The sequence below is a fragment of the Sphaerisporangium sp. NPDC049002 genome (assembly GCF_040649355.1).
GTDB lineage: Bacteria > Actinomycetota > Actinomycetes > Streptosporangiales > Streptosporangiaceae > Sphaerisporangium.
In genome coordinates this window covers 1-4,665 of sequence record NZ_JBEZFH010000348.1, presented here as the reverse complement: position 1 = coordinate 4,665, position 4,665 = coordinate 1, and the positions used below count along the sequence as shown (strand labels likewise).

The 4,665-nt window shown below is 73.4% G+C and carries 5 protein-coding genes; all 5 read left to right on the top strand.

Annotation, left to right across the window (positions count from 1 at the left end; translation table 11 throughout):
• Positions 1-9: 9 nt before the first annotated feature.
• Positions 10-1,290 carry a CehA/McbA family metallohydrolase gene (locus tag AB0B89_RS35075; RefSeq protein WP_358561679.1) on the top strand — a complete coding sequence of 427 codons (1,281 nt, stop codon included), beginning with the start codon at positions 10-12 and terminating at the stop codon, positions 1,288-1,290.
• 177 nt (positions 1,291-1,467) lie between these two features.
• Positions 1,468-1,866, top strand: coding sequence for a hypothetical protein (locus AB0B89_RS35070; RefSeq protein WP_358561676.1), 399 nt, complete (start codon positions 1,468-1,470; stop codon positions 1,864-1,866).
• A 10-nt stretch (positions 1,867-1,876) separates the two neighbouring features.
• The gene (locus tag AB0B89_RS35065) at positions 1,877-2,239 is read left to right on the top strand and encodes a DUF2203 domain-containing protein (protein WP_358561673.1); all 363 of its coding nucleotides are present in this window, start codon (positions 1,877-1,879) and stop codon (positions 2,237-2,239) included.
• Between the two features lie 156 nt (positions 2,240-2,395).
• Entirely contained in the window at positions 2,396-3,877 is a 1,482-nt protein-coding gene (locus tag AB0B89_RS35060; protein WP_358561670.1) for a phosphatase PAP2 family protein, read from the top strand.
• Positions 3,878-3,940: 63 nt separating this feature from the next.
• A partial coding sequence (locus AB0B89_RS35055; RefSeq protein WP_358561667.1) for a hypothetical protein occupies positions 3,941-4,665 on the top strand: 725 nt, incomplete at its 3' end.

The window sequence follows — 4,665 nt, the reverse complement described above, 5'->3', positions numbered from 1 at the left end:
CACCACGCCCTGGCCTGCCTATCATGCGCTCGACCAAGCCTACAGCGGCTTGCCGAGTCGGCCCCGGCGCGGATCCACGACGCGGCGGCCAAGGGATGGTACGGCGGGGACCTGCACGTGCACCTCAACTTCGCCGGGGACCTCGTGGCCACCCCGGCCATGGCGGCGGCCATGCAGCACGGCGAGGACCTGCACGTGCTCAACCTGCTCGCCGCCAACGTCTCCGGCGGGCGCGTCTTCGACCGGGAGGCGCTGGAGCACTGGGCGGGCGAGGACCTGCCGTGGTCGGACGCGACCCACGTCGCCCGCATGGGCGTCGAGTACCGCGACGACCTGCTCGGGCACCTCCACGCCTTCGGGATGACCGCCCCGCCGGGCCGCTACCACAGCGGGTTCGCCGGCGCCCCCGACTGGCCGCCCACGAGCGTGGCGTGCGAGGAGCTCCGGGGTCTCGGCGCGATCGTCGGCTACGCCCACTCCTTCCACTCGCCCGTCGAGACCCCTGGCGATGTCATCGGCACCGGACGGCGGCAGTGCTCGGCGCGGATGGCGGTGGTCGACGCCGCGCTCGGCCTGGTCGACAGCATGGAGGTGCTGCACTTCTCCTCGGCCGCCGGATCGTCGGCGGTGTACCGGCGGCTGCTCGGCGCGGGCAACCGCCTGGCCGCCGTCGCGGGCACCGACTCGATGCTGTCGTTCACCCGGCAGCGGATGGAGATGGTGGCGAGCCCGCTCGGCTGGGAGCGGACGTACGCCAAGGTGGAGGGGCCGCTGACCGCCGCCTCCTACGCCGAGGCCGTGCGGCGCGGGCGCACGTTCGCGACCACGGGGCCGTTCGTCGAGCTCACCGTGGACGGTCACGAGCCGGGGGACACGATCGACCGCCTTCCCGGCGACCGGGTGAGGGTCACCGTCCGGGTCATCGGTCCGGAGGTGGAGCGGCTGTCGATCCGCACGGCGGACGGCGTGCTGGCCGAGGGCCCGCCCGGCGAGCTCACGGCGGAGTTCGTCGTCGGCGCGCCGACCTACGTCGTCGCCCTCGCCGAGGGCGGCCCCCATCCGCGATCGCTGTTCACCGAGGTGTTCGCGCACACCAGCCCGGTCTACGTGGACGTGCGCGGCCGGCGGGTGGCCCGCGCCGAGGACCTCCTCTGGTGCCTTGAGTGGCTCGACCGGCTGGAGGAACTGATCAGGGACCGGGCGAGGCTGGACACCAAGGAGCAGCTCGGCGACTACCTGCGCCTGATCGACGAGGCCAGGCGCGTCCACCTCGCCCGCCTGCCCGCGTGACCTGCCCGCGTGACCTGCCCGCGTGACCGGCCCGCCTGAACCGCGATCCGGAGACTTACTCCTCTGCCTACGGACGTGATCCGCGGTAGAAGAAATCTCTCCCTCCCGGAGGCTTCCGGCCTCCGGTCAGACCCATCGATGTCACCATGGCGACACAGTTGGTAACGGGAGGTGGGCGTGAGCAGTGATCCGGTGCTTTCTGAGGCCGTGGCCCGAGCGCTCGGGGGGTATCGCACGCCACCCCCCGAGCGCGACCCGGGCACCGTCCCGGACGAGGGCCCCGGGCCGGGTTCAGGCCCAGGTTCGACCCCAGGCCCAGGCTCCGGACCGGGGTCGGGGTCGGAACCCGGGGAGCCCCAGCTCCTGTACGCCAGGGTGATCGGGCTATGCCGCGTCGTGGGGGAGGAGAGGTTCTTCAGCGCCGCCTTCAGCCGGGTGCGGGACGAGCGCGCGGGCGTCCCGGCGCGACGGCGTCACCCGTGCGGGAGCCAGGACGCGTGGGTCCTGGAGCTCGACGTCGACGAGGTGCTCCGCGACGCGCTCGGCGGTGACGCGCCCCGCCCCGGCGGGGGATAGCGTTCCGGTTGTGGACAGGACCTTCACGGTGGACGAGGCGCGGAGCCTCATGCCGCTCGTACGGGAAAGGGTCGACGAGGTCGTCGCCATCCGCGCCGATCTGGCCGAGCTCAGCCACGATCTGAGCACCGCCGGACGGTCCGCGCTCGGGGGCATCCCCGAGGCGAAGGGCCTGCAGGCGCGCGTGGCCGAGGTCCTCAGCTGGTTCGGCGAGCAGGGCATCGAGGTCAAGGGCATCGCGCCGGTGCTCGTGGACTTCCCGTCCTTCCTCGGCGGGGTGTCGGTCCGCCTGTGCTGGATCGAGGGCGAGACCGCGCTCGGCTGGTACCACCGGAGCGATCTGGGCTTCCAGGGCCGCCGCCCGCTTCCCTGACGCGGGCGGTACGCGAGGCGCGGGAGGGTGGCGGGCGCCAAGGCCGGGACACGCGCCGACATGCGAGGCCGGGACACGCGCCGACATGCGCGGACGGGTCGGGCCGATCTCCACGGAGGGTGACTGGCCGCGGATTCCCTGGGCACTAACGAAGGCATGCGGAAGGCCACGGACAACGTCATGCGGATCAAGAAGCGGTTCGGCGAGCTCGACCGGCGGCTGTTCAGGTCGGTGGCCGCCGCGCACCTGCCCGGGTTCGACCACGTGATCCCCCGCTTGTCGCGGGCCGCCGACAACTCCCTGCTGTGGGCCGCCGTCGCGGGCGGCCTGGCGTTCACCGGGCGCAGGGGGATGCGCCGCGCCGCCACGCGCGGGCTCCTGGCGGTCAGCCTGGCGAGCCCCGTGGTCAACCTGCTGGGCAAGCAGGCGTTCGCCCGCGCGCGGCCGTCCATCGTGGACTTCCCGCTGGCGCGCCTCGGCAGGATCCCGTCCTCGCACTCGTTCCCGTCGGGCCACTCCGCGTCCGCGGCGGCGTTCGCCACGGCCGTGGCGATGGAGGCGCCGGCGCGGGTGGCCGTGCCCGTCGCCGTGACGGCGGGGGCGGTCTGCTTCTCCCGCGTCTACACAGGTGTCCACTATCCCGGCGACGTGCTCGCCGGGATGGCGCTCGGCGTGACGGCGGCGCTGGTGACCAAGCGCCTCTGGCCGGGCCAGACCGTCATCGGCGAGGCCCGCGTCGCCATGACCGCCCCGCCGTACGACCTCGACCCCGACGGCGAGGGGGTGGTGGCCGTGGTCAACAACGCGGCGGGGCGCGACCCGAGCACGGCCGCCGCCGTACGCAGGGCGCTGCCCAAGGCCGAGGTCATCGAGGCGGAGCCGGGGGACGACCTGATGAAGCGCCTCCAGGACGCCGCCGGACGTGCCAGGGTGCTCGCCGTCGCGGGCGGCGACGGGACGATGAACTGCGGGGCGCAGGCGGCGCTGGAGCACGGCGTCCCGCTGCTGCCCATCCCCGCCGGCACGCTCGACCACTTCGCCCGCACGCTCGGCATGGAGACCATCCAGGAGGCCGCCGACGCGTACCGTTCCGGGCACGTGGTCGCGGTGGACGTCGGCGAGGTCGCCGGGCGGGTCTTCCTCAACACGGCGAGCCTCGGCATCTACCCCCTGGTCGTCGACCGCCGGGAGGACTGGGAGGGGAAGATCGGGAAGTGGCCCGCCCTGGTGCTGGCCATGGCCGACGTGCTCATGCACAACCGACGTCCCGGCGAGATGGTGGTCGACGGCGTGCGGCGCAGGGTCTGGCTCCTGTTCGCGGGCAACTGCGCGTACGAGTCGCGTGGCGTCGCCCCGACCCGCAGGGACCGGCTGGAGGACGGAGTGCTCGACATCCGGCTGCTGACGGCCGCCTCGCGGCTGCCGCGCCTGCGCGCCATGGTGAGCACGATCCTCGGCGGGGTGGGGCTGTCGCGCCACTATCTTCAGTGGCGGGCGGACACCGTGCACGTGGCCTCCCCGTCGGGTTCCGAGGCCGAGGTGCGGCTGGCGAGGGACGGCGAGACCTTCACCGCCCCCGGCGCGGTGGTCCTCCGCAAACGCCCCCGCTCCCTGCTCGTCTTCCGTCCGGTCGAGTAGGAATTACGACCTGTTGTGTGGCTGATCAGGTGACTTGTCCCTGACGCTGCGGTGACGGCCGCCTTGACACGTTCACGGGTCTCCCCGATCATCGACCAGATGATCGTCCCCCGATGGTTTCCCGCCGCGCTTGCCATGACCTTCGTCCTCGCCGCGTGCAGCTCCGTCGGCGACCCCTCGCGACCCTCGCCTGACGCCTCCACGGGCGGCGGCACGGCCGATGGGACGCCGTCGTCGAGCGCCCCGGCAGGCTCCTCCCCCGAGGAGTACCGCGCGGCCCTCACGGCCGCCGCCGGGCCGGTCGGTTCCTCCCTCGGCGGGCTGGCCAAGTCCCGGTCACTGAAGTCGCTGAACCAGCGGCTCGAACGTGCCGAGAGCGCGGTCACCGACGCGGCCGAGAAGCTCGGGACGGTGACGCCTCCCGCCGAGGTCGCGGCCGAGCACGCGGACTTCGTCGCCGCGCTGCGCGGGCTCGAAAGCGACCTCGGCGGCCTGCGCGATTCGGTCGGCGGCCGGAAGCTGTGCACGTCCTCGGCCGTCCTCGCCCGGCTCGGCAAGGCCGAGGGGTTCGGCGCCACCAAGACGGCGGGGGGCGACCTCGCGGCCAAGGGCGACTACCCGGCGGACATCGTGAAGCTGAAGACGCCCAAGGAGCTCAACCGCCGCCCGGCCAACGGCGCGTTCCTCCGCGCGGCGGCATCGGCCTGGCCCCCCTGGCAGAACATCCTGACCCGATACGAGCGACCCCGCCTACTCGGCAGCGTTATCGAGATCGCCCCGGACGACGT

Bases quoted from the DNA above. Each gene is read 5' to 3' on its own strand.
- AB0B89_RS35060 (WP_358561670.1), top strand. From the start codon at position 2,396: ATGCGGAAGGCCACGGACAACGTCATGCGGATCAAGAAGCGGTTCGGC.